Genomic DNA, 23,589 nt, shown 5'->3' on the forward strand with positions numbered 1-23,589 from the left:
GGGACCACAACACACCCTGATCGCCATGTACCCGTACACACGAACCCTGCCCGCATTCCACTACCGACATTCCACTACTGAAAGAGAAACCATGACCTCCCCCGAGCAGACCAAACGCCTCGCCGCCATCGACGCCCTCACCGCAGGTTTCCGAGCCCGTGCTCGCCACTACGACGACGAAGCAATCTTCCCGACGGAAAACTTCGCCGAACTACACGAGGCAGACCTCCTCGCACTGACACTCCCCGAAAAGTGGGGCGGCCCCGGCCTGTGGAGCGAAGGCGGCTTCGCCGACTACTACGAGCTCATCGAGCGAATGGCCGCCATCGACGCCCCGACCGCGCAGCTGTTCCAGGTCCACTCTCACGCCATCGGCATGCTGTCGCACGCAGCCACCGACGCACAGATGGAAAAGTATGTCGTCCCCATTGCCAAGGCAGGCGAGCTGGTCGCGTCGGTCGGTAGCGAGGCGACACCTGGCAAGAACAACGTCGGAACGTCGAGCAACCAGCTGGCCCGCAACGATCAAGGTCAGTGGGTGCTCAACTGCACCAAGCACTTCGCCTCCCTCGGCCCGGGGGCGTCGCACTACATCATCTGGCTGGCACTGCCGGGAACGGAGAGCTACGACCACCGCACGGTTGCCGTGCTCGTGCCTCGCGATGTCCCCGAGGTCGAACTGATCGACAACTGGGACGTGCTCGGTATGCGCTCGACCGTCAGCTGGGCTGTCAAGGTCACCGACTACGTGCTGCCAGACGACGCAATCTTCGGTGAGCCGGGTGCGTGGGAGACCGACGACACCCGCACATTCACACTCGCGTTCGCGGCCAACCACCTCGGCGCGGCTCGGGGAGCATTCGACTTCACGCTCGAATGGGTACGCGAGCGTCCGCAGTTGGCCACCAGCGAGCTGATCCAGTTCCAGCTGGGCGAACTGGCAGCCAAGCTTTCGACCGCTCGCGCCGCACTGTTCGACGCCGCATCGGTGTGGGACGCGGGTCAGCCGTCCGAGGGAGAGTTCCGCGGAGTCCACGCCCTCACAACTGCCAAGCAGGTCGCGCTCGAGGTCACAGGGCGCTGCCTCGATATCTGCGGCTCGCGCTCAATGTTCAAGACCTACCCGCTCGAGCGCTTCTATCGCGACACCAGGGCGTTCTCGCTGCACTACCGGGTGGACAACTACACCCGCAACCTCGGTGCATCGCTACTCGCACAAGGGTTTTCCGTCAACGGCAACGGCGGCCTCACCCCAGCCCAAGCTTAACCACTCACACGCGCCATCCCCCACCTTCAGAACATCACGACGACAGGAGCACGCCCATGAGATTAATGACGATCGGCGACGACGCGATGCCTCTGCGGACCGCATACGCGAACTTCCCCTCCGGGGTCGTCGCCGTGTGTGCCGAAATCGAGGGCGAACTGGTCGGTATGGCAGCGAGTTCCTTCACCGCAGTGTCGTTGGATCCGCCGCTGGTGTCGGTGTGCGTGATGAACGGCTCACGGACCTGGCGCCATCTTCAGGACGCACCGCGGCTCGGCATCAGTGTGCTGGCGGCGCATCAGGGGGCGATGTGTCGCACCCTGGGCGCGAAGGAGGGGGATCGGTTCGCGGGCTTGGAGACCGTCGTGACGCCGGACGGAGCCGTACTCGTGCGGGGCGCCGGAACGTGGCTGGAGTGCGAGATTCAAAGCCTGCTGCCTGGAGGAGATCATGTCATCGTGCTGCTCCGGGTCCTCGGGGTCGACGTCGAAACCGAATGTGAACCCCTCGTACATCTTGCCGGCAGCGTCCGCGCTCTTCTCCCCCGACCGCCGTCCCGAGCCGACTGACGCGGACCGGCTTTTCACTGACAGCTCGTGTCGCACTTCCTGACGAAAATTCAGCGAAATGCTCTGTCACAGTTCCACACCGGCGGCCAAGCTACCGGTGTGGAATCAAGAGTGGCCACCACCGGAGAAGCGAACGCCAACGTCGTCGTCGCCTCGCCGGTGGTGGCCGGAAGATCTTTCTGGTTTCAGGCGCAACCGATCGAGCTCTTACATTTGATCAGCGCATTTCGCCGGCGCCCTCGTACGGGTTCAGACTCACCAGCAGGTCATTCTCTGCAAAACGGGAGTACCGGAAGTCCCGGGGGTCGACATTCGGCAGAGTAGTCGAGCCGTCTGTCACCAGATCAGCGACGAGCTTGCCAACTGCCGGGGAGATCTTGAATCCGTGGCCGGAAAATCCGGTGGCCAAGAACAGGCCGTCGAGCGGCGACGGTCCGATGATGGGGTTGTAGTCCGGCGTGACGTCGTACGCCCCGACGTACGAGCTGGTAATGCGTGGGTCCGGCATGTCCGGAAGTCGATGCCCCATCTTCATGACAATCTTTTCGAGCGTGCTCTCGTCCGCGCGATTGATGTAGTTGTCCGGGTCGATGTACTGAGGGGCTTGATGATCCGAGTTGCCAACCAGCAATTCACCATTGGGCTCGCGGCACACATAGGAGAGCCCGGCGAGGTCGGACAGCACCGGCACCACAGGTGTGGGTTCACCCTGATCGACGAGGACCAGCTGAGCTCGCTGCGCCTTGACGTCGAGATCGAAGCCCAATGATGCGGTGAGCGCAGGCGCCCATGGACCTGTCGCGAGAATCACTGTGCCACTGTGAATCTCGTCGCCATTGACAAGACGTACACCGTAGACTCGATCGTCATCCCCGCGCAGCAGTTCCGCAACTTCAGTGGACTGTCGGATCGTGACGCCGAGTCGGCGGGACGCGGCACCGAACGCCATACCTGCCATGTACGCCTCACCGCGGCCACCGCGGGGCTCGTACGCGAAAGCGGCAAAATCGTCGAGATGAAGCTTCGGCCAGAGTTCACCCATCTGGTCATGGTCGATCAGATCGACTTCGACTCCCAAGCTTTGCATCATGGCGACATTTTTGCGAAGCGGTTCGATGTTGTTATCCGCTACACCGACAACATATCCGCATTGCTGAAAAGCCATGTCGTCGTTGAACAGTTCGGTCGCGCGTTCAAAGACGTCGACGCTGTACCAGGACATGGCAGCCAGCGACGGGGTTCCATAGTGAGCTCGGACGACACCACTTGATTTGCCGGTCATGCCGGAACAGGTTGTGTCACGTTCGACTACGAGGATGTCGGTCTCACCGCGGTCGGCGAGCGACCACGCGATTGCCAATCCCTCGAGGCCGCCTCCGACAATCAGGTAATTGGTGGTCTCGGTCATCTGATTCTTCCTTCGCTCAGGTTCTTACTCGATGGGTAGGTGTTATGCAGATGGACACCCGCGTGGACAACGGCCGCGATGCACACGGGCAAGCTGAGCCTGTTGTCTGACATCAGATATCAGCGGTTCGCCAAGTCCTGCAAGACGTCGGCGAGAGCGGCCGCACCGGCTTCGGCATCGACGTCCTCTACGTATTCCTCTGGCGCATGCGAGATTCCGGTGGGATTTCGGACGAACAGCATCGCGGTAGGTAGGTATGCAGCCAGCACTCCGGCATCATGCCCGGCACCGGTGGCCAGAATCGGCGCCTCCGGCAGAACACGGGTGATCCGGTCACGCAGTATCGGATCGAAAGAAACGGTAGGAGAAATGGACGCCTCCGTCAGGGTGACATCGCATCCCTCCTCGGCACCGGAGCGGAGAGCCGCGTCGGAAATATCGGCGACAATCGCGGCGACGACGGCATCGGAGTCGTGGCGAACATCGAGCCATACATCTACGCGCGAAGCGATGACGTTGGTGCCGCCGGGGACGGGATCGAGCTTGCCGACGGTAGCGCGGGCGCCGCGGTGATTGCCCGCAAGCCGTCGCACATCAAGGACCGTGTGCGCGGCGGCGATCATCGGATCACGTCGGTCGGTCATCAGTGTCGTTCCGGCGTGGTTGCCTTGGCCGGTGAACGACAAACGCCAGCGGCCGTGCCCGATGATCGACGAGCCAATTGCGACCGGCCGACCAAGGTCGGTCAGGCCTCTCCCCTGCTCGACGTGGAGTTCGACGAATACCCCGATCCCGGCGAGCCGCTCAGGGTCGGGGCCGATGTGGCGCGGATCGTGCCCGTTTGCGATGGCGAGTTCGGTATACGTGACACCGTCGGAGTCGACGAGCGCCCGGACTCGGTCAGGATTGACATCGCCGGTGAGCAATTGCGAACCAAGGCAGGCGAGTCCGTAGCGGGAACCTTCCTCTTCCGGGAACACCGCCAGCACGATTGGGCGCTGGGGAACAAACCCGCGCTCCCGAAGGTGATCGATGGCGACCAGCGCTGTCGCAACGCCAAGGGGACCGTCGTACGCGCCTCCGCCCGGGACCGAATCGAGGTGGCTACCGGTCGCTACGGCATCGTGCAGAGGCAAGGCTGCGGGGTTCCACCAGGCCCATATGATGCCGTTGCGGTCGGTTTCGACATCAAGCGCTCGGCGTTGCGCCTCGGAAATGAACCACTCACGAAGTTCCATGTCGGCGGCGGAGTAAATGGGCCGGCTGTAGCCGCCACGGGTGGGATCGTTTCCGACATCGGCTATGTCGGACATCAGGCCAACCACGGTGGCGGGGCCGACAGTGGATGTATTCACAAGGGAATTCTTTCGTCGGGCCGCACCCTGTCGGTGCGGCAATGGAGGTGTGCATGTTGTTCACATTCGATGCGGGTTCGGCGACGACGGCGCCTGGACAACACTCACGACGACAATCTCTGGGCGCAGAATCATCGCAAGTCCACGACGGTTCGTACACCAGCGGTCAGGGCGTCATTCGCACCGCCGGAGCCGAAAGAAGCGACAACGTCACGTAATTGGAAAGCTTTGTGCCCGGAGTAGTGGTATCAGGGTCGGAGTAGTGGAACTTCGTTCGTTGATTCAGTACATCGCACTAATTGTTCGCAGTCCAATACTTAAATAGCGGTAATTGATACCAGATCCGGAATAATGCTTCTATGGAACTTCGACATCTGCGCTACTTCATCGCAGTCGCAGAAGCGCTGCACTTCGGCAAAGCCGCTGCACGCCTACACATCTCACAACCTCCGCTCAGCGTGCATATTCGCGAGCTCGAGTCGGAGATCGGTACACGATTGTTCGATCGATCGACGCGACGGGTTAGTTTGACGCCGGCCGGAGAGGCATTTCAGGAACGAGTGACCGTGCTGCTCGCGACACTCCAGGACGCCGTCATCGAGGCTGCGGAGTTCGGCGCCGGGAAACGAGGCCGCGTGCGAGTCGGCTTCGTCAGCTCTGCCAGCGTCACCATCCTGCCCCGTGCCGTACGACGATTCCGGGACGAACGCCCTTCAGTGGAGGTGAAACTGGATCCCCTGACCACCCGAGAACAACTCGAAGCCTTGCGCACTAATTCCCTCGATGTCGGCCTTGTCCGGACAGCCACAGCCGAGGACGACATCAACATCGAACCGCTGCTCGCAGAACAAATGGTCGCAGTAATTCCCAAGGAGCATTCGCTGGCGAATCTACGATCGGTTGCGCCCGCCCAACTCGCACACGAGAGACTCGTACTGTTTCCACGCGAGATGATGCCGGGATTCGTCGGTCAAGTGTGGGACATGTTGCGCGCCTATACCGTCGAACTGAACGTTGTCCAAGAAGCGATCCATCACGAAACAGTGGTAGGCCTGGTGTCCGCCGGGGTCGGGATATCGATACTCCCTGCATCGGTGTCACGGGTGCAGACCCCTGACATCGTCATCTTGCCCATCGACGGCGCTCCGAGCACGTCTCTGATGGTAGCCACGCGTGCCGGTGAAGATTCCGTCGTTGTCACAGAATTTCTCCGTTGCCTTCATGCAAGCGTCTCGGTACGCGTCTAGTCGAGCGAGACCAAGTCAGTCGAGCGGTCCCGGATATGCGAGGGGTCAGGAACCGGAACAGCGTCGATCAAGGCCCGGGTGTAGGCATCGCGTGGTGCGGTGAAGACCGCGTCGACGGTACCGATCTCAACCACGGAGCCAGACCGCAGCACAGCAACCCGGTCCGCCACCTGGTGGACAACGGCAAGGTCGTGGCTGATGAACAGACACGCAAACCCGAGCTCACGCTGCACCTCGGTGAATAATTCCAACACTTCGGCTTGCACCGATACGTCGAGCGCGCTGGTCGGTTCGTCCGCGATCACCAGCTTGGGCGTCAGTGCCAGTGCGCGAGCAAGGGCAACTCGCTGCCGCTGACCACCGGAGAGTTGGTGGGGGAAACGATCTGCCAATGCATTGGGCAACCGCACGGCGTCGAGTAGTTCGAGGACTCGACTGCGCCTTTCCCCTGCCGTACCTATCTTGTGGACGTCGAACGGCTCACGGATGGTTGCTGCGATCGTCAGTTTCGGGTCGAGGGAGGCGGCGGGGTCCTGGTGAACAAATGCGAGATCACGGCGTAGTTCCTGCAGCTGCCGGGGCGGTGTTTCAGCAAGATCGTGGTCACCGAACAGAACACGTCCAGCCGCCAACGGCACCAAGCCGGCAGCAACGCGGCCGAGCGTGGTCTTTCCGGAACCCGACTCACCGACAAGACCGAGGACCTCGCCCCGGCGGACCGTAAGGCTCACGTCGTCAACTGCCAGGAAGGCAGGACTGCCATGTCTGGCCGGGAACTGCACTGTGGCGCTCAAGAATTCGAGCACAGTATCCTCGGTCGACTCCACCGGAACCGAAACCGGAACCGGAGCCGCCTCCTCGGGAAGGCGCGGCACTGCAGCCAGCAGTCGGCGGGTGTACGGGTGGGTCGGCGCTGCGAACAGTGCGTGCGTGTCCCCCACCTCGGCAACTTCACCATCCCGGAGTACGATCACTCGATCTGCATGTTGCGCAACAACTCCCATGTTGTGAGTGATGAGCAGAATTCCCATTCCGGTCCGCTGACGGATCCTGTCGAGCAGTGCCAGGATCTCGGCTTGCACGGTGACATCGAGCGCGGTGGTCGGTTCATCGGCGATCAGTAGATCGGGCTCGTTGGCCAGCGCCAACGCGATCGCAACCCGCTGCTTCTGCCCGCCGGAGAGTTGATGCGGAAAGTAATCGACGCGGCGCTGTGGATCCGGAATCTCCACCTGCTCGAGAAGCTCGATTGCGCGGGCGCGAGCATCACGGGATGTGACTGTGCGATGCGCGCGAATCGCTTCTTTGATCTGCCATCCGACACGACGGACGGGATTGAGCGCGCTCTGCGGTTCCTGAAAAATCAGCGCGACTGTGGAGCCACGCAACTGATTCAATTCGCCCTCGGTCGCATCGAGTACGGATGTGCCGTCCAGGTCGATCGAACCGCGCGCCTCGGCTCCGTCAGGGAGTAGACCGAGGATCGCGCGGGCCGTCATCGACTTACCCGAACCGGACTCCCCCACGAGGGCGACGACCTCGCCCCGGCACACCTCGAGAGTGACATCGTTGACGGCGGGAGGCTGCTGCCCGAAGGCAATATGCAGGTCGCGGACGGAAAGGAGAGCAGTTCGCACGAGGGTGTCCTTGTTCGGAAGAAGAGTAGTTACCGGCGCCGAGACCTGGCGGCCAGCGCTTGCGAAATCAGGAGCAGTCCGAGGACCAGAACAACAACGACCAGAAGGGGACCGAAAACAAAGAACGGCGAGTGATAGGCATTCTGGGTTCCCTCCTTGATGAGTGAACCGAGCGACGGCATCGGCGGAATGACACCGAGCCCGAGGAAGCTCATCGCGCCTTCGACGAACACACCGACCGACATCGCCAGCGCGAGTTGAACGGTAAGTGGTTCAAGGCAATTGGGCAGAACGTGGCGTCGTAGGATCCAACCTTCACCCGCACCCAAAGTCCGGGCCGATTCGACGTACGGCAGCTCGCGCACAGTCAGCACCGACGTTCGCATCAGCCTGCCCAACACCGGGATTTCGGCGAGCACGATAACAACCGAGATCGTCACGATTCCGGGGCCGATAACCATCGTCAATGCGATAGCGAGAACGATGGTCGGGAATGCGAGAATCAGGTCGAAAGAGCGTTGAAGCACGGTATCGAGCCAGGCGGCGCGCGATGCGGCCAGACCGAGGAACGAGCCGATCACAGCTCCCACCGGGACAGCTACGAAGATCACCAGCAGGTCGATGCGAATACCGTACAGCGTCCGCGAAAACACATCGCGGCCAACCGAATCCGTACCGAACCAATGATCACTGCTCGGGCCGAGCAGAGTCGCCCCACGTATCTGTTCGTCCGGTGCGAACGGAGCGAGCCACGGCGCGAGCAGTCCGGCAAGGACAACTGCCCCGACCAACGCGGCGCCGATCAGTCCGCGACCGCTTCGCAGCGCAGACCAGCGGTCGTCCCGATCGGCGCCGGTACCGTCGGCAGACTTCTCGAGGGACATGGTCATGACCGACTCCCCAATCGAATTCGAGGGTCGAGCCACGCGTTGACGAGATCCGTGGCGAGCTGAACGAAAACAAAAAGAACCACGGAGAACAACAGCATTACCTGGACCACCGGGTAATCCCGGCTCGAGATCGCACGCTCGATGAGGTTTCCGAGGCCTGGCCAGGCAAAGATCGCCTCGACGAGTACCGCGCCACCGAGGAGATGACCGATCTGCATCCCCAATACCGTCACGGTCGACGGCAGCGCGTTGGGCAGCACTTGAGTCAGAATGATCCGTCGACGCGTAATACCCAGGGCTCGAGCCGTTGTGACGTACGACTCGGCGAGTTGACTGCGAAGCGACTCGGTGAGAAACCGGGTCAGCGCCGCCGCAATCGGAAGCCCGAGACATATCGCGGGAAGGATCAGATACTGCACCGTGATGCCCGGGTCGTCCAGAAAACCTTTGCGGGGAATTCCACCGGCCGGCAAGACCGCCCAGACCACACCGAACAACACCACCAGGAGCGCTCCCGTCACGAAGTTCGGGATCGCGACGGCGACAGTACCGAACGCTGTCACGATGCTGTTGAGCCACCGCCGATCGATGATGACCGACACCGTACTCAAACCGAGGGCAACAGCAACCGCGAAAATCAAGGCGGTGATCGAGAGGAGCACGGTATTACCAAGCGCATCGAGCATCAGCGCGGAGATCTCGCCACCGAGAATCAACGACCGACCGAGGTCGAAGGTCAGAATTCCGCCGATCCACGAAAAGTACTGGACCAGTGGGGAACCGTTCAGCCCCAACTCGTCACGCAGTGCTTCCAGAGCCTGCGGAGTGGCATCCGGACCGGCCAACACACTGGCTGGGTCACCAGGCACCAGTCGCAACAGAGTGAAGATCACTATCGAGCCGACTGCCAGAACCAGTAAGGCCGAGGGCAGGCGGCGAAGTGCATACGAGAGCATGGCCGATCACTCGCTCAGATAGGCATTGCTCAGATCGAGTTCCGCCCTCTTCGACCAGTCCACGTCGTGGACAGCTGCGGACATCGCGAGCGTATTGTCTGCATTGAGCAGTCCGATCACCACGGCATTGTCGAGCAGTTCGTGGTTCAGAACCTGGTAGGCCGCAAGAGCTTCCGGACTCTTCGGATCGGTGATTCGCCACACCGCTTCGGTGGCAGCCTGGTAGTCCGCATCGATGAAATTCGACGTGTTCTTGTAGGCATTGAACGGATAGGCGCTGGTCGGCAGCGTCGAGGGCGTGTATTGCGCGAATACATGCGAGGTGATCCAGAGCCCGCCATACGTTCCGCCGATCAGATTCTTCACCGACGTCGCAGCATCGATCGGTTCGATGACCGTCGTGATACCGACTGCGGCAAGGTCCGCTTGAATGATCTGCGCGATGGATTCCGACTCGCTCGATCCCGCGGTGTAGCTGATCGGAATGACCGGGATGTCGCCAACCTCGGCGACGAGTGCCTTCGCCTTGTCGACGTCATGGTTGTACGTGGAGTTCAGGCTTGCATCGAACGCCGGCGAGTACTCCGGCCACGGCAGGTTGTCGGATGTGCCATGCCCTTGATTCACGTCGTCGAGTAGCCGTTCGCGATCCACAGCCTGAGCGATTGCCTGGCGGACGCGAACATCACCCAGACCCGGGGCCTGCACATTCGCACCGATGTACCACGTGCGCAGCACACCGGTCTGATCGACGACCTCGAAGTTGGGGTCGGCGGCGAGCATATCGGCATCACGCGGAGCAGTGTTGAGCAGCAGATCCAGCTGCCCCGACCGAAGTTGCGACACCCGCGTCTGGGCATCGGGAACAATGACGTACTCGACGCCGTCGAGGTTAGGTGCGCCGTCCCAGTACTGCTCGTAGGCCTCGAAGGTCATTCCGGTGCCGGGTTGCCAGTTCGCGAAGGTGAAAGCTCCGGTTCCGTTGTATGCCTTACCCGAATCGAAGTCGGCCATGGTGTTGCGGTCGATGACGGGCACGACATCGAGCAGATCGAAAAAGTTGCCGGCCGAATGCGCGAGTGTGAGCACAATCGTGTGATCATCAGGCCTGTTGTAGTTGGTGATCAGCTGCGCAGTTCGTGCGAGCTGGCCGGAACGGGCTGGGTCCGCGTAGGTTTCGAGGCTGAACTGCACATCGTCCGACGTCATCGGGCGTCCGTCGTGGAACGTGACGTCGGGCCGCAGCGTGAGCGTGATCGTCAACCCGTCTTCGGACACCTGCCACGATTCGGCAAGCGCAGGCTGCGGGTCGAGGCTTCCCGCCGGATAGGTAATCAGCGTGTCGTAGACGAGTCCGGAGAGCGCGGCATTCACCGGAACGCCCGAGAAGAACGAGGCCGGGGTCAGATCCCCGCTGTCGCCGATCCGCAAGATGCCGCCCTCGACAACCTCCGTTCCCGCGCCGGCCTGATCCACGGCCGAGCTACATCCCGTCACGGTGAGCGCACCGAAGAGAGCAACGGCGACCAGCCCCCGCAGGGAGGGACGTCTGAGGATGGAGCGGCTGTTCACGGAGAAACCTTTCGAGGGGCCCGGCAGGGCGAGTGCTGCTGGTGATCGGGATGAAAGATCATGCTGCTCACGGACGATGGTTCGCGAGCGGCGGGGAGAGACGCGCGGCGACTTCAGCGTCAGCGAGCGGGGATGGGAGCTTCGGGAGCAGCCTCGATGCGATGGATACGGCGCGGCTGATCCGCGTAGTCGTAGATCGCATTGTGCTGGACGAAATGGTTGTCCCAGATAGCGATTTCGCCAACGGTCCACTGGCGGCGGACTGTGAATTCCGGCCGGATCGACACTGCCTTGAGTACGCCCAGGATCGCAGCACTCTCGTCCGCGTCGAGTTCGTTGATGTAGCTGGTGAACAGGTCGTTGATGAAGAGTGCTTCGCGCCCGGTCTCGGGATGCCGGATCACCAACGGGTGATCGGCTTCGGGAACATTCTCCCTCGGTGCGATGCGGTGCTTAGCGGTCAAGCCGTACAGGAGTTCACGCAACGGCGCCGACAGAGCGTCGAGTGCCTCGGACTGGTTGGACCACATGGTGTCGCCGCCGAACTCCGGAAGAACCTGCATGTGCAGAATGCTGAACCTGGACGGAGCATCACGCCACGAAACGTCGCAGTGCCAGCGATTGGCCTGGTACGCGCTTCCGTTCTCGGTGCCGATCACGCTGATCTCGCGGTAGCCGTCGTCGCCGAGGTTCGACAGGTGCTCGTGCGGAAGAACTACCTCGCCGAAGTGCTGCGCGAACGCCCGGTGGATTGCCGGATCGAGGCCCTGTTCCTGAAAGAAGAGCACGCCGTAGCGGTACAGCGCGTCCTTGATCAGCCGAACGTCGGCGTCCGTCAGAGAGTCCACCCGGAGTCCCCGCACTTCGGCGCCGATCTTGCCGGCGAGGGGCACGATTGTAGTTGTCGTGGGTTCTGCGATTGCGGTCATCAATCTTCCTCGAAACGTGTGCGGGTGTGTGCAAATTGGACTGCGTTCAAAGTAATCAACTTTTATTATTTTGAGCATCGTTAAAATTTCGATGATTTAAGCATTGACGAACGGTTTCTTGACCCGTATATTCACGCACCCACCAGCCTTGCCAGGTCGCTCGCCTCTGACACGACCCACAACCCCAGCAGCGCAATCGGTTTCACCGCCGCTACTGAGTCTTCCGATGTTCGGGCACCGGAATTCGCCAATGCTCATGCCGTCCCGCCACATTCGATCCCCCAGCGCAAAAGTATTGACGGCGAGGCGACACCCTGATGGCCGCGGGAAGTCCCCCTGACGGGTCAGGCAGCAACACAGTCGCCGGTAGGGTCGATGAGTGTGACCTCAAAACGTGGCCGATACCGCGCGGGAGAACAGACACGCGTACAACTCATCGAAACCGCGGAGCGACTCTTTGCACTCAGCGGGTACGAGGGCGTCTCCGTCTCCGACATCCGCACTGCGGCAGGCCAGCAGAATGCATCGGTAATCGCCTACTACTTCGGCTCGAAGGAAAATTTGCTTCACGCGATATTCGCTCATCGCCTACCCGCTATCAATGCGGACAGGGAAGCAATGATGCTCCGGACAAGCTCACAGGGTGCGAATCTGACCACGCGTGAGGCGTTGTGGGCAATCGTACAACCCTTGGCCAACAGCATCGGCCCGGACAACCACTACGTGGCGCTACTCGATCGACTGATGGAGACGGCTATCCTCGGTCGCGTCTTCACCACCGCAGACCCGACTGTGACAACAAGTGGATCCGCCGTCAACCAGAGCCTCAATGACAGCCTGGCCGAATTCTCCGAAGACGTTCGAGCGCAACGCATCCAGATCGTGTACACAAGCTATCTTCGGGTGTTGGCGGGCTACGACCGACAAGGCACGCGCCCCAGCCATGCGCAACTGTGCGCCCTGATCGACGGTTGGGAAGCACTACTACAAGCCCCCGTGTCCCAGGAAACTCTCGAGGCCCAAAAGGACGCCCGGCTGAACCCGACTCCGTCGAAACGCTGACGGAGCTCGGTCGGCTAGCGGTTCGCCTGGCGCTGTATGCCGATCAGGTGGTGGGGTTCTTGCGCGGCCGGCCACGACGCGCAGTTTTGGCCGGAGGCGGGGTCGCCGGTTTCGTTTGCGCCTCGACCTTCGCGTCACCGGACGGATCGTCTCGCCAACTGATCTCGATCTCGATCTCGGTCTCGTCTCCGTCGACCTCGATCTCGAACTCCCACCGGACCCGATTGGCGACGACGATTTCAATAGAGTCGCCCTCCGAGCCCAGCTCCACCTCCGAACCACTCGCAAGGGCATGTCCGAGCGCAATGAGCCGCTCGGAGACCTCTTTCCGGGACAGCTCGGATTTCCGCTTGATCTCCAACTTGGGCACGACGGACTCCTGACCTCGGCACAGTGTCTCTTCACCGTAGCTGCTGGCGCAGCAGTACCCGGCCCGAACCGGAAAACCGACGTCAACGCTGCCGTCACACGCCGTCTGCAGGTTCCCTCACAGCAAGAACAGATGCTGCCTCGGGCACTCCGATTGCGTTGAATCCGACTGCGATCGGTTCATCGAGCGGAAAGTGCGCTGGTAGCAGCAGGATTCCTTCGCGCGCACACCGATCGAGCAACTCGGTGCGGGTACGCAACGACACAGCTGGATCAGCGTCGCCGGCTTGGCACAGGTCCGGGTACAGAAACTGGATGGGATGGTGAATGACATCACCCGAGATGACCGCGCCGCCATCGGGAGTCAGGATCTCCACCGTGAGATGCCCGCCGGTATGCCCCGGCGCAACCCGCACCACAACAGTCGTCTCTTCGTGCTCCACCAGAATATGGCCGTCGTCGACGGACACCCATGCCGCCGCGTCGAGCACCGGACGAACGCTGTCCTCGAAGGTCTTCACCAGGTCGGAGACCACCCCTTCGTCGGCACCTGATGCGGCGAGCTGCTGGAGTCCTTCGAGTTCGATGCGCCCGAAAACGTATGTGGCACCTGGGAATGTCGGTTTCCATACACCCGAGTCGAGTGTGGTGTTCCAACCGCAGTGATCGGGGTGCAGATGGGTGCTGATGACAAGATCGACAGTGTCGATGTCGATTCCGGTGGCCGCAAAACGCGTGAGGTAATCGGTATCGAACATGTGGTGCGGCAATAGATTCGGCCGATTCTTGTCGTTGCCATTTCCGGTGTCCACAACAATCGTCTTACCGCCGATTTCCACGACGTAGGTGTGGATCGCGAGCACGAGATCCCCACTGCGCCTGTCCACGAACGGCTCCGCCAAGAGACCGGATGCAGCGTCGATCTCAGCCTCGCTGATCAACGGAAACAGATCGCGCGCCGGAAACGGCCAGTACGCCAATTCTGTCAGTTGTGTTACGTGCGCTGATCCGATGTCGATGCCGAAACTCATCCGCCTTGCCCTTCGACTCACTCGGGCACATCAGTGTAATGCGCACCGTACAAAATACTGACCGCACACCACTGCGGCCCCAACCATCAATTCCCGATCATCGGACCTATTCCCCATCACACGGGCACACGCTCATGCGAGACGAGTTGCAATCGTTCGGATCCGAATGAATCCGCTTGGGTCCGATTCCAGGATTCATCGGTCATCGAGCTGTCAATTCTCGCCGGTCCCATCTTCCTCGGGTAGGCACCGGGACCTCAGCCTCCGGGCGTCCGGCCGCCGCAGAGTTTCACTTGTGGATACTATTCGTGTCGAACTGATTCCACACCCCTGCGTCAGGATGTTCGAACTCGCACCTGCCTCAAATTTTCGGATGGACACCACGTATGACACAAGACATCGAGACTTCGTCCCTGCATATTCGCGAGGTGCCGTGGTCCGATCCTGATGCCGAGGCACTACGCGGCGCAATGGCTGCCGAAGTGGGACCGCGGTACTCCGATCGCGTATCCGACGTCGACCGTGCCGCTGCAAATTCGGTTGACCCACAATCAGTTCACCTGACTGTGGTGGTGTATGCCAGTGACAGCGAAACCGTCGAACCACAAGCGGTGGGTCATGCCACTCTTCGTTGGAACGGCGCGGATCTGGAATTGAAGCGGATGTACGTCAGCCCCTCACATCGCGGATGCGGAGTATCCACTCTCCTCTTGGACGCGGTCGAGTGTGCAGCCCGGAAGGCTGGGCGGCCACGCCTGATTCTCCAGACCGGGGACCGTCAACCCGACGCAGTCAGATTGTATGAAAAGAGCGGATATTCGCGGATACCGATCTTCTCTCCTTACGAAGTAATGCCGTTTTCGAACTGTTTCGAAAAGGTCTTCGGGTAGCGCGCCTCTCGCTGATGGTTTCGCCTGTCCAACAGCCGCTCGACAATCCGTCGCCAGCCGGACAGAATACTCAGAGTGAGTCCCATTCATCGGACCGATGGCGAGATTTCAGCGATCGGTCGATCCACCGAGATCTTGAAGACATTCCGTGACAGCTCAGGCGTTCTCAGCGCTGCAGCGCTGGTCCGTCGCACCGGCATGGCAAAAACGACCGTGTATCGAATGGTCGACGATCTTGTCCGCGTCGGGTTGCTCGAACGACAAGGTACCAACTACCGACTCGGCCTGCTGCTGTTCGAGATCGGTGAATCCGTTCCACGGCAGCGCAACCTCCGTGAAGCAGCGCGGCGGCACCTCTCGGCCCTTCGTGAAGCAACCGGGCACAATGTCGGCCTCGCGGTCCTGGACGGTTTCGACGTGGTGTACCTGGATGTCTTCCGCGGCGACGACGGTCCACGCCTTCCACAACAGATCGGGGGTCGATGGCCGGCACACGCAAGTTGTTCCGGCAAAGCAATATTGGCGTTCACCGACCTAGCCGACGTCGCGATTCCCGGTGTCCTGAAAGCACACACCGAGAACACCATCACGGATCCCGAACTCTTCCACAGCGAACTGGATCGGGTCCGAAAACGAGGCGTTGCCTTCGACCGCCAAGAAGCCCTTCCTCGAATTGTCGGCGCAGCTGCACCCATCTTCGGTCCCGACGAGGACGTTCTCGGCGCCATCTCCATCTCCGGAATGGCCGGCCGCATCAATCTGACCCGGATCGATGCGGCCGTGCGAACCACTGCAATCGCTATCTCACGTGACCTGTCGAACGCACAGTCCGTTGTCCGGCCGGTGCTGCAGCGACGCTGAAGTCTCAGCCACGTCCGACGTACGGCATGCGGTTGGCCATGATGGTCAACGTCGGAATGTTGACATCCAACGGCAGATCTATCAGCTGCACAACGGTATCGGCCACATGACGCGGATCGAAAGTCGGTTCGGGCTTCGTTGTACCGTCAGCCTGCCGGGCCGAGTGGCTGACACCCGCAGTCATATCCGTTGCGGCGTTACCGATATCGATTTGGCTGCAACAGATATCGAACTCGCGGCCGTCGAGGGATATCGACTTCGTCAATCCGGAAACGCCGTGTTTGGTGGCCGTGTAAGCAGCGCTCGCCGGTCTCGGTGTGTGCGCGGACAGCGAACCGTTGTTGATGATGCGGCCGCCTCGAGGATCTTGAGTCTTCATGATCCGAACTGCCTCCCGTGCACAGAGAAACACGCCGGTGAGGTTGGCGGCGACGGTCTCGTTCCAGGCAGCCGGATCGATCTCGTCCACGCTTCCCGAGGGCCCGAAAGTCCCCGCATTGTTGATCAGCACATCGAGTCTGCCGAATCTTGCCGACACCGCAGCGAAAAGTTCGCGAACCGAGTCGGCCGACGAGACGTCCGCGGAGTGCACATTCGCACGCTCGTACCCTTCGGCTACCGCTTCGAGCTTCCCACTGTTCCGGCCAACCAACACGACATGGTGTCCGGCATCGAGTAGGCCCGTGGCCATGGCGCGGCCGAGCCCCGATCCCGCACCCGTCACCACTACAACCCGACCAGCCCGCTCAGCTACAACGCGAGCGGCCCGCTCAGTGATTGTCACCATGGACCTCCGTTCCGCGTTTCCCCACGAGGAAGTCGAAATCTACTCCCCTGTCAGCCTGCATCACATGATCGACGAACAGTCTCTGATACCCGCTCGTGAACTTCGTCGCGGGCAGCGGCAACGCCAGAAGTCGTTGCGCCAACTCCTCGTCGTCGACGAGAAGGCGCAGCACACCGCGCGGAACGTCCAGTTCGATCATGTCACCGTCTCGGACGGCGCCAAGCGGTCCACCCGCGGCCGCCTCCGGCGCAACGTGCAACACCACGGCACCGAATGCAGTTCCGCTCATTCGCGCGTCGGAGATCCTCACCATGTCTCGTACTCCCTGCTCCAGCAGTTTCCGTGGAAGCGGCAGGTTGCCCACCTCGGGCATCCCGGGGAATCCCTTCGGTCCCGCACCTGTGAGAACGATGACGTCATCGGCTTCGATGTCGAGATCCGGTGAGTCGATACGTGCGGTGAAGTCGTCCATTCCGTGAAAGACGACTGCACGCCCCACATGACTCAGCAACTCAGGTGACGCGGCGGACGGCTTGATCACCGCACCGTTCGGTGCGAGATTCCCCGTCAACACTGCGATTCCCGCCTGCTCACGCAGCGGAGCTTCCGTGCTGCGGATGACGTCAGAGTCCCACACGACTTCACCGGAATTGTTCTCGCCCAGCGTTTTACCGGTGACTGTCAGTGCATCCCGGTGAAGTGCGTCGCCGAGTTCGGCGATCACTGCAGGCATGCCGCCGGCGTAGAAGAAGTCTTCCATCAGGAATGTGCCAGAAGGCATGAGGTTGACCAGTAGCGGAACGTCTCGGCCCTGCTCACCGAAGTCAGCGAGTTCCAGTGGTATCTCCAGCCTTCCCGCGATGGCAAGTAAGTGCACCACAGCGTTGGTGGAACCGCCGATGGCCGTGTTGACTCTGATCGCGTTCTCCAGCGACCGTCGGTCCACGACCGCGGACATCGTAAGATTCTCGGCCACCATCTCCACGATCCGAACCCCGCTGTCTCGCGCCAGGACTCGCCGCCGTGAGTCCACCGCGGGAATCGCCGCATTTCCCGGAAGAGTCAGACCCAGCGCCTCCACGATCGATGCCATCGTCGAGGCGGTACCCATCGTGTTGCAATGGCCCGGCGACCGCGACATCGCCGATTCTGCTGCCCTGAACTCACATTCGCTCATACAACCGGCTCGAACGGCTTCACTCATCTCGAATACCGACGTCCCCGATCCCACCGTCTTACCCTGATGACGGCCGTTGAGCATGGGCCCGCCGGAGACGACAATGGTCGGAAGGTCGCAACTCGCGGCGCCCATCACCAGCGCCGGAGTGGTCTTGTCACAGCCGCAGAGTAATACGACGCCGTCGATAGGGTTTGCCCGAATCGATTCCTCCACATCCATGCTCACGAGGTTGCGGTACAGCATCGTCGTCGGTCGAATGATTGTCTCTCCCAGCGACATCACCGGAAATTCGACGGGGAATCCTCCAGCTTCGATGATTCCCAGGCGAACCTGCTCCGCCAAGTCCCGGAAATGGGCGTTACACGGAGTGAGTTCTGAATAGGTGTTGCAGATTCCGATAACCGGACGTCCGTCGAACATTCGGTCGGGGATACCCTGGTTCTTCATCCACGACCTGTGGATGAAGGCATTGAGATCGTTGCCGCCGAACCAATCCTGTGATCGTAGTGTTCTATCCATCAGTGCGGTCCAATCCGAGTATGGCCCTGGCTTCGTCCGGCGTCGCCGGTTGCAATCCGAGACTCTCGACGATCCCGACTATGTTTTCCACCAACCGGACGTTCTCGGCCGGCTCGCCGGTCTCGAGAAATGGATAGTCCTCGATCCCTACCCGTACGTGTCCGCCGAGCACGAGCGCATGGGTGAGTCCACGTATCTGATCGCTACCACTGATGCTCACCGAGAAGACGGAATTCTCCGGCAAGTACTCCACCATCTCCTGCAGGTTCTTCGGGGAGTACGGCATCGCATTCTGAAAAGTGTGATCGAGACCGAGAACCAGGTTGACGAGGTGGGGCCCCGGATATCCGGCAGTGAGGTCACGGATTTCCTGCAGCAGATGGGTGGGGCTGAACGCTTCCCACTCCGGGGTGATTCCCAGCGCGCGCATGGCGGACGCAAGTTCGGCTGCGCGACTCGGCGGCGTATCCATCAGCACCTCACCAACCGGTGAGGTCACATACGCGGTGATCGCATCCAGCGTGCAGGTGTCGGCGCCGCCGTACAGGCCCTGCAGCCTCGCGTCCCAGTCGACGACGCGGCTTCCGTCGCTGCGGGTACGCACCATGTCACCGTTGACGCCACCACCGGTCGAGTTGTTCAGCACGATGTCGCAGCGTTCACGGACCAGCGTGTTCATGTGGCGATAGATGGCAGCGTCGCACGTCGCTTGATCGTCCGGTCTGCGTGCGTGCAGCGCCGCCACACTCGCGCCGGCGCTGTGACATCTCGCAACGTCCGCGGCAATCTGCTGGGGCTGTGTCGGGATATACGGGTTGTCCGCCGCTGTGAGAAAGCCGCCTGTGGGGGCAACCGTCACAATCACCTTGTCCCTGAGATCGTTCACGCCGGATCACCTTCCCGCTGCGCCGCAGAAAAGAACATCGCGATCGCCGCTGCACCCGGATCTTCGACACCACGGGCATGTTCACCCACATACGTAGCGCGTCCACGCCGCGCGAGCATCGAGCGCGTCGACTGTGCCCCGCGCTGCGCCGCACCGGCGGCAGCGTCCAGCGCAGCAAAGACGGTCGATCCGGAGGCTGCGGCATCCGACAACGCGTCAGCGGCTGGAACCATGGCGTCGACCATTGTCTTGTGACCCACCTGCGCATTGCCCAAGCGCTGAACCGCCGAGGTCGCCGCGGTCAGGGCAGACGCAAAATCTGCTGCGGTGACGCTATCTCCGGTTATCGCTCCGATCCTGCCGAACCACAGCCCGAGCAGTGGTCCGCTAGTGCCGCCGGTGTCGAGAAAAGCGTCGGACACGCGAGCGAATATCCCACCGGGGTCAGACGGCGGATCCAGGTCGATCCGGCGCACCGCGCCGCGGAGACCGGAGCGCAGATTCATACCGAAGTCCCCGTCACCGACGAGCCGGTCCAGGTCGGTGAGGGCATCGAACTGGTCTTCGGCCTGGGCGGCAAATCGATTGATCCAAGCATGCGTGTCGCCGACGTTCAGCGTTGTCATCATGAAGCTCTTTTCGGTAGTGCAGATGTGAATTACCAGGACAGCGCGGCAGTCCGAACCGGCGCATCCCACAGATCCAGAAACTCGCCGGTCGAACGAACCAGAGTGATCGAGAGTCCTTGCATATCCAGGGCCGTGACAAACGACCCGGCAATGACGCGGTCCAGAGCAATACCGGCCCCGTCCAGAAACGATTTCAATTCGGCAGTGGCGATGGCTAATTCGAGATCGTGGGTGGCTCCCAGACCATTGACTATCGCAATGACTCCGCCGCCGCGCTCGGCGCTGATCGCCTCGACGATCGGGGCTGCCAGTTGTTCCACCAGTTCCGCCGCGGTAACAGCCGGCCGAGTCTCTCGGCCACGCTCGCCGTGGATACCGACTCCGAATTCCATCTCGCCTGGTGCCAGTTCGAACGAAGGGCGGGTCCGTCCCGGAGGTGTACATGAGCGGAAGGCAGCACTGAGCGTCGCCGAGGCCGACACCACCCGACGACCCAGTTCGGCTACCTCGGCAAGCGCGAACCCTCGCTCCGCTGCAGCGCCGCATATCTTCTCCACGGCAATCACTGCCGCAGTGCCTCGCCTTCCAGGACCGTCGTTGTCTGTCGACGCCGTCGCGAGGTCGTCGTCGACCACCACGATCTCCAGTTGCCGTTCGGTGCCCAGGAGCTCTGCAGCGATCGAGAAATTCAGCTTGTCGCCGGTGTAGTTCTTCACGATCAGCAATGCGCCTTGGCCGTTCTCGACGGCCTCGACCGCTGCGCGAATCTGGAATGCCGTGGGACTTGCAAAGACCGCTCCGGGAACGGCCGCGTCGAGCATGCCCAGCCCCACAAATCCCGAATGCAGCGGTTCGTGTCCGGCACCCCCCCCGGACACGAGGGCAACTTTGCCTCGACTGCCCTGCGCCCGCGTCACGAAAGTCGGGTCTCGGTGATACGAGATCGTGGTCGGATAGAGAATCTGAAGACCTTCAAGTGCTTCTCGCACAACATTTTCGGGCCGGTTGACAACGTGGCTGCTCATGACGGACTCTCGGATCCGATGGTGGTGCCGAGGGGAAAGCGCAGAGCAAATCCGGCCACGCTCGTACGGACGTTGTCGCCCACCCTCATCCCCGCGGAGGCAGCGGGGCCGTTGACGTACGAGATTGTTCCGTTGTGCCACATATCCATTCCATTGCTGATCTCGGCGGAGTCGTGACTGACCGCGACGCCGGCAAGACCTGCCTCCCCCATGTGAATAATTCCGATGATCCCTGCCTGATCCTTGCCAACGCCCGCGTCGTTCATGACGGCCAATGCACAACCGGTTGCAATCGCCATCCGTCCGGATTCCTGGCCACCGTTGGAGGCCGCGACAACAATGCGGTCCCGATCCCCCTGTTCGATCTGCGACATGCTGTCCATGACAACGATCACTCTGCCGTTCTCCTCACCGACTATGCCCCGAAACATCAACCGACTCCTCTCTGGACCAGCGCCAGAATTTCTTCCGACAGGCGCGCTCCCAGACGCACTCCTGCTCGAGCAGCAGTCGGATTGACGTAAGTGACGATGCCGCTTTCCCACACGTCCTTGCCGTCGCCGATGCGCGAACTGTTGTGTCCGACTGCAATACCCGCAATGTCTTGTGCGTCGACCGCCGCCAAGCCTGCGATACCCGCTCGGTTCTTTCCGACGCCCGCGTCGTTGCACACCACTACGCGCACGCCGTACTCCACTGCGTATTCCCCGGCACTCGTTCCGCCGTGTGAACCGGTCACGATCACGTCACCACCCTGCGCACGCGACGCGAACGCTATGGAGTCCATGATCCACACACGCTGCCCGTTCGCGGTGAGCACCAAAGTGGGTTCGGCGCCTTCTGTTTCAACGACTCGCATGAACATTCACCCCTAGAATCCGACGCGCCTGTTCCGGAGTTGCGGGTTCGCGTCCGTACCGGCGAGCGATAGCCACAACTTCCTTCACCAAGTCAGGTGTCGACGGATATCCCAGTTCCACGTAGTGATAGTCACCCGCACCGATCGCCACATGGCCGCCGCGCCTGATCGATTCCTCCGCTGCTGCAAGGACATTGCCGCGATAGGCGGACACGATCCACTCCATCGGCAGATCTGGTGGCAGTAGGTCCAATTGTGCACGCAACCCGGCGACAGTAGCGGGATGCGCCGCCGGAAACTCGTCGCCGCCGAGGATGAACGCAACGACCAACGGCAATGCCAGACTCTGCGATCTGGCATGTGCAACGATGGCGCGCGTCCAACTGACGTTGAACGACGTCAGGTACGGCGCCATTCCCAGTTCGGCCGCACGGGCGAGAAGTTCGATCTGAGTTCGGGTGTCGTTGACGAGGACAGCGACGTCGGTGACGTAGTGACCGGTCTTCGAGTCGATGAGGTCCATCGCCGCGCAACCCATGTCGATGACCAAGAAGTCGGAACGTGTATTCGGATTCGCTTGATTCGGAGCAAGATTCGCCAGTCGCTCGTCGACTGTGCGCCCGGGGACGTTTGCCATGGACGGTGCGAGCAGAAGATTCGACACCGCGCGAACTCGCTCCACGATCGCACCGTATGTCGCCGCCGAGTGATCGGCGCCGCCGTCCACCGTTCGCCCGTGAAAGTGCATCACCGACGCTCCCGCGTCCTCGCACGCTCGCGCGGTCTGTGCAAGTTCGTCGGGCGTCCACGGTATGTGGGGATTTGGTTCGCGCATGGTGTTCTCGTTGACGTGAACACCGATCACCACCGGTTTGTCAGTCGTCGCGGTCCATTGATCAGTTGTCATGACGATCCTTCGGTAGATTCCAGCCGGCCCCCATCGACTGACCACCGTCGACTGTCCAGGTCTGACCGGTCACGAAACCGGCAGCAGGACCGGCGACAAACGTCACGACTTCGGCGATCTCGTTCGGGTCGGCATAGCGGTGCAGCGGAATGGATTCCAGGATCGCGCGCTGCATGTCAGGACTCTGCGCTCGCCGCGCCAATGGTGTCAGTGTGGATCCGGGAGCCACACAATTCACGCGGATGCCCTCACCTGCCAGCTCTATCGCAAGCTGAGTGGTCAGGGCGATCACTCCGCCCTTCGACGCCGAATACGACGCCCGGTCGACACTGCCGCGCAGACCCGATACCGAGGCGATCGTGACTACCGACCCGCCGCCGTCGGCAGCGAGTAGGTCCACGAACTCACGTACAACGGCGAACGTGGAGACCAGATTCAGTTCGAGTGTTCGTCTGAATCGTTCGGGTGTCGTCTGGCGAACCGGAGCGTTGTCCGCAGTTCCGGCGGAGGTCACGACGGCGTCGACGCGGCCGAACGCTCCTTCGGCGACGTCACGCAGTCGGCGGAGATCACCCTCATCGGTGACGTCCGTCCGAATGTCGATCGACAGATTGTCCGCTGACGCAACACTGTCGCCAGGTGCGTGCGACAGATCTGCGGACACGACGTTCCAGCCTTGGGCGACAAAGCGCCTGCATGTGGCCAGCCCGATCCCGGAAGCGCCGCCCGTCACGATTGCTACCTTTCGGCTCAC

General features: G+C 61.5%; 24 protein-coding genes. 6 read left to right on the forward strand and 18 right to left on the reverse strand.

Annotation, left to right across the window (positions count from 1 at the left end):
* Positions 1 to 91: 91 nt before the first annotated feature.
* Both ACFRFQ_RS19125 and ACFRFQ_RS19130 read left to right on the forward strand, forming a co-directional pair.
* Positions 92 to 1,267, forward strand: a complete 1,176-nt coding sequence (locus ACFRFQ_RS19125) for an acyl-CoA dehydrogenase family protein (protein ID WP_378660834.1) — start codon at positions 92 to 94, stop codon at positions 1,265 to 1,267.
* 56 nt (positions 1,268 to 1,323) lie between these two features.
* The gene (locus ACFRFQ_RS19130; protein ID WP_378660837.1) at positions 1,324 to 1,836 is read left to right on the forward strand and encodes a flavin reductase family protein; all 513 of its coding nucleotides are present in this window, start codon (positions 1,324 to 1,326) and stop codon (positions 1,834 to 1,836) included.
* 217 nt (positions 1,837 to 2,053) lie between these two features.
* Here the strand turns inward: ACFRFQ_RS19130 and ACFRFQ_RS19135 are convergent, their stop codons facing one another.
* Positions 2,054 to 3,244, reverse strand: coding sequence for an NAD(P)/FAD-dependent oxidoreductase (locus ACFRFQ_RS19135; RefSeq protein ID WP_378660840.1), 1,191 nt, complete (start codon positions 3,242 to 3,244; stop codon positions 2,054 to 2,056).
* A gap of 119 nt (positions 3,245 to 3,363) precedes the next feature.
* Positions 3,364 to 4,599: an allantoate amidohydrolase gene (locus tag ACFRFQ_RS19140; protein WP_378660842.1), complete on the reverse strand. Its 1,236-nt coding sequence runs from the start codon at positions 4,597 to 4,599 to the stop codon at positions 3,364 to 3,366.
* 359 nt (positions 4,600 to 4,958) lie between these two features.
* Here ACFRFQ_RS19140 and ACFRFQ_RS19145 point away from each other — a divergent pair, with 359 nt between their 5' ends.
* A complete protein-coding gene (locus ACFRFQ_RS19145; protein ID WP_378660845.1) occupies positions 4,959 to 5,846 on the forward strand; it encodes a LysR substrate-binding domain-containing protein in 888 nt (295 codons plus the stop codon).
* Here the strand turns inward: ACFRFQ_RS19145 and ACFRFQ_RS19150 are convergent.
* The 5 genes from ACFRFQ_RS19150 to ACFRFQ_RS19170 all read right to left on the reverse strand — a co-directional run bounded on the left by ACFRFQ_RS19150 (position 5,843) and on the right by ACFRFQ_RS19170 (position 11,830).
* Positions 5,843 to 7,483 (reverse strand): ABC transporter ATP-binding protein, encoded by a 1,641-nt coding sequence (locus ACFRFQ_RS19150; RefSeq protein WP_378660848.1) that lies wholly within the window; start codon positions 7,481 to 7,483, stop codon positions 5,843 to 5,845. The two genes, ACFRFQ_RS19145 and ACFRFQ_RS19150, sit on opposite strands and share 4 nt — an antisense overlap.
* A 29-nt stretch (positions 7,484 to 7,512) precedes the next feature.
* Positions 7,513 to 8,367, reverse strand: a complete 855-nt coding sequence (locus tag ACFRFQ_RS19155) for an ABC transporter permease (RefSeq protein ID WP_378661576.1) — start codon at positions 8,365 to 8,367, stop codon at positions 7,513 to 7,515.
* A gap of 2 nt (positions 8,368 to 8,369) precedes the next feature.
* Positions 8,370 to 9,329 (reverse strand): ABC transporter permease, encoded by a 960-nt coding sequence (locus tag ACFRFQ_RS19160; protein WP_378660851.1) that lies wholly within the window; start codon positions 9,327 to 9,329, stop codon positions 8,370 to 8,372.
* A gap of 6 nt (positions 9,330 to 9,335) precedes the next feature.
* Positions 9,336 to 10,901: an ABC transporter substrate-binding protein gene (locus ACFRFQ_RS19165; RefSeq protein ID WP_378660854.1), complete on the reverse strand. Its 1,566-nt coding sequence runs from the start codon at positions 10,899 to 10,901 to the stop codon at positions 9,336 to 9,338.
* A 119-nt stretch (positions 10,902 to 11,020) separates the two neighbouring features.
* Positions 11,021 to 11,830, reverse strand: a complete 810-nt coding sequence (locus ACFRFQ_RS19170) for a TauD/TfdA dioxygenase family protein (protein ID WP_378660857.1) — start codon at positions 11,828 to 11,830, stop codon at positions 11,021 to 11,023.
* Between the two features lie 381 nt (positions 11,831 to 12,211).
* Between ACFRFQ_RS19170 and ACFRFQ_RS19175 the strand changes: the two genes are divergently transcribed.
* Complete coding sequence (locus ACFRFQ_RS19175) at positions 12,212 to 12,892, forward strand: TetR/AcrR family transcriptional regulator (RefSeq protein ID WP_378660859.1); 681 nt, start codon at positions 12,212 to 12,214, stop codon at positions 12,890 to 12,892.
* A gap of 43 nt (positions 12,893 to 12,935) precedes the next feature.
* On the opposite strand, the gene ACFRFQ_RS19180 is transcribed toward ACFRFQ_RS19175, so the two are convergent.
* Positions 12,936 to 13,262: an amphi-Trp domain-containing protein gene (locus tag ACFRFQ_RS19180; protein WP_378660861.1), complete on the reverse strand. Its 327-nt coding sequence runs from the start codon at positions 13,260 to 13,262 to the stop codon at positions 12,936 to 12,938.
* Positions 13,263 to 13,356: 94 nt separating this feature from the next.
* Complete coding sequence (locus tag ACFRFQ_RS19185) at positions 13,357 to 14,292, reverse strand: MBL fold metallo-hydrolase (protein WP_378660864.1); 936 nt, start codon at positions 14,290 to 14,292, stop codon at positions 13,357 to 13,359.
* Between the two features lie 386 nt (positions 14,293 to 14,678).
* On the opposite strand from ACFRFQ_RS19185, the gene ACFRFQ_RS19190 reads away from it, so the two are divergent.
* Positions 14,679 to 15,182, forward strand: a complete 504-nt coding sequence (locus tag ACFRFQ_RS19190; RefSeq protein WP_378660867.1) for a GNAT family N-acetyltransferase — start codon at positions 14,679 to 14,681, stop codon at positions 15,180 to 15,182.
* 75 nt (positions 15,183 to 15,257) lie between these two features.
* On the forward strand, positions 15,258 to 16,043 hold the full coding sequence (locus ACFRFQ_RS19195; protein ID WP_378660870.1) for an IclR family transcriptional regulator: 786 nt from the start codon (positions 15,258 to 15,260) through the stop codon (positions 16,041 to 16,043).
* Positions 16,044 to 16,047: 4 nt separating this feature from the next.
* Here ACFRFQ_RS19195 and ACFRFQ_RS19200 read toward each other — a convergent pair whose 3' ends face one another.
* From ACFRFQ_RS19200 to ACFRFQ_RS19240, 9 genes are read right to left on the reverse strand one after another with little or no spacing between them, the layout of a single operon-like run.
* The gene (locus ACFRFQ_RS19200; protein ID WP_378660873.1) at positions 16,048 to 16,830 is read right to left on the reverse strand and encodes an SDR family oxidoreductase; all 783 of its coding nucleotides are present in this window, start codon (positions 16,828 to 16,830) and stop codon (positions 16,048 to 16,050) included.
* Positions 16,814 to 18,529, reverse strand: a complete 1,716-nt coding sequence (locus ACFRFQ_RS19205) for an IlvD/Edd family dehydratase (RefSeq protein WP_378660876.1) — start codon at positions 18,527 to 18,529, stop codon at positions 16,814 to 16,816. The genes ACFRFQ_RS19200 and ACFRFQ_RS19205 overlap by 17 nt, the downstream gene beginning before the upstream one ends.
* Positions 18,522 to 19,415, reverse strand: a complete 894-nt coding sequence (locus tag ACFRFQ_RS19210) for a 3-keto-5-aminohexanoate cleavage protein (protein WP_378660878.1) — start codon at positions 19,413 to 19,415, stop codon at positions 18,522 to 18,524. Before ACFRFQ_RS19210 ends, ACFRFQ_RS19205 begins: the two co-directional genes overlap by 8 nt.
* Positions 19,412 to 20,041: a dihydroxyacetone kinase subunit DhaL gene (dhaL, locus tag ACFRFQ_RS19215; RefSeq protein ID WP_378660879.1), complete on the reverse strand. Its 630-nt coding sequence runs from the start codon at positions 20,039 to 20,041 to the stop codon at positions 19,412 to 19,414. Before dhaL ends, ACFRFQ_RS19210 begins: the two co-directional genes overlap by 4 nt.
* Before the next feature lie 32 nt (positions 20,042 to 20,073).
* Positions 20,074 to 21,069 carry a dihydroxyacetone kinase subunit DhaK gene (locus ACFRFQ_RS19220; RefSeq protein ID WP_378660882.1) on the reverse strand — a complete coding sequence of 332 codons (996 nt, stop codon included), beginning with the start codon at positions 21,067 to 21,069 and terminating at the stop codon, positions 20,074 to 20,076.
* Positions 21,066 to 21,500 (reverse strand): hypothetical protein, encoded by a 435-nt coding sequence (locus tag ACFRFQ_RS19225; protein WP_378660884.1) that lies wholly within the window; start codon positions 21,498 to 21,500, stop codon positions 21,066 to 21,068. Before ACFRFQ_RS19225 ends, ACFRFQ_RS19220 begins: the two co-directional genes overlap by 4 nt.
* A complete protein-coding gene (locus ACFRFQ_RS19230) occupies positions 21,500 to 21,928 on the reverse strand; it encodes a hypothetical protein (RefSeq protein WP_378660886.1) in 429 nt (142 codons plus the stop codon). The genes ACFRFQ_RS19225 and ACFRFQ_RS19230 overlap by 1 nt, the downstream gene beginning before the upstream one ends.
* Entirely contained in the window at positions 21,915 to 22,835 is a 921-nt protein-coding gene (locus tag ACFRFQ_RS19235) for a 3-keto-5-aminohexanoate cleavage protein (RefSeq protein WP_378660889.1), read from the reverse strand. Before ACFRFQ_RS19235 ends, ACFRFQ_RS19230 begins: the two co-directional genes overlap by 14 nt.
* Complete coding sequence (locus tag ACFRFQ_RS19240; RefSeq protein ID WP_378660892.1) at positions 22,825 to 23,589, reverse strand: SDR family NAD(P)-dependent oxidoreductase; 765 nt, start codon at positions 23,587 to 23,589, stop codon at positions 22,825 to 22,827. The genes ACFRFQ_RS19235 and ACFRFQ_RS19240 overlap by 11 nt, the downstream gene beginning before the upstream one ends.

It is taken from the genome of Rhodococcus sp. NPDC056743, assembly GCF_042790355.1.
Lineage (GTDB): Bacteria > Actinomycetota > Actinomycetes > Mycobacteriales > Mycobacteriaceae > Rhodococcus_F.